We start from the raw sequence: 1,090 nt of genomic DNA on the forward strand, positions 1-1,090 counted from the left end.
AGCTAATCAATCCATCATAGAGCAAGCCGAAGCTTACATCGCTGAGTTAGAGTTTGAATTAGATGAAAGTGGTGGCTCAGACGAAGATCTCGAGTATGAACTTGAAGATGCTCAATATGCGCTCGAGGATGCTGAACTTGATGCTGAAATTGGTGCGTCAAAGCCTTTCTTAGATGTTGCATTTTTGACTGACACGCATGGTTTTGCAGTGGGTGCTTATGGGTTTTTGTTCGAAACGACAGATGGTGGTCGCACATGGGAAAATGCCGGCGACCGTCTGGATAACTTAGATCGTTTTCATTTGAACGCGATTAAGGTTCTTGAAGGTGGCAATTTGATCATTGCAGGTGAAGCGGGTGTGTTGTTTACCTCAAGTGATAAAGGTCAATCTTGGGATACGGTAAATAGTCCGTATGAAGGTTCGTTTTTCGGTGTTTTGCCTCTCAAGGATAAAAACAGCGCCTTGGTATTTGGTCTCCGTGGAAACTTGTTTAAGACCGTCAATGCTGGTCGCTCGTGGTCAAAAGTTGATTCGGGCACAGAAAGTTCACTGATGGGCGGTGCGTTAGATGGTAATAAGCAAATTAGCATTACTGGTAATGCAGGGACTGTGATAGTCAGCAATGATGGCGGTGAAACATTCTCTTCGTATTCCCGCGCAGATCGTTTAGGTCATACTGCGATGGTTTACATTACTCGTGATCGTTTGGCGCTCGTGGGTGAGTCTGGCGTGGAGTTAGTTAGTCCATCAGGCAAGAATCTTTAGACAATTTTTACTAGTGATAGTGTAAGAGGATTTACGAATGGCAAATGCCGATCAAAGTTCTGCGGGAACGAACAATAGTGTTGGTTCCGGTACGGTCGCGGAGCGCTTAATATTTAAAAATCGCCCAGTGATTCTGGGGATTTTTCTTCTAATAACCGCTTTTTTAGGCTTTAACGCAGCCCAAATAAAACCCGATGCATCTTTTGAGCGATTGATTCCGTTAGAGCATGAGTTTGTTCAAAATATGATGGACAACCGTTCTGATTTGGAGAATTTAGGAAACTTTATTCGTATTGCTGTAGCAGCGAAAGATGGAGATATTTT

1 protein-coding gene and 1 pseudogene are annotated in these 1,090 nt (G+C 43.5%); both read left to right on the plus strand.

Features of this window, described 5'->3' with window-relative positions:
* The coding region (locus tag A3739_RS15795; protein ID WP_068501992.1) for a YCF48-related protein at positions 1 to 766 on the plus strand (766 nt) is incomplete at its 5' end.
* Positions 767 to 803: 37 nt separating this feature from the next.
* Positions 804 to 1,090: pseudogene (locus A3739_RS15800) on the plus strand (hypothetical protein); the annotation flags it as partial.

This window comes from Oleiphilus sp. HI0067, from assembly GCF_001635735.1.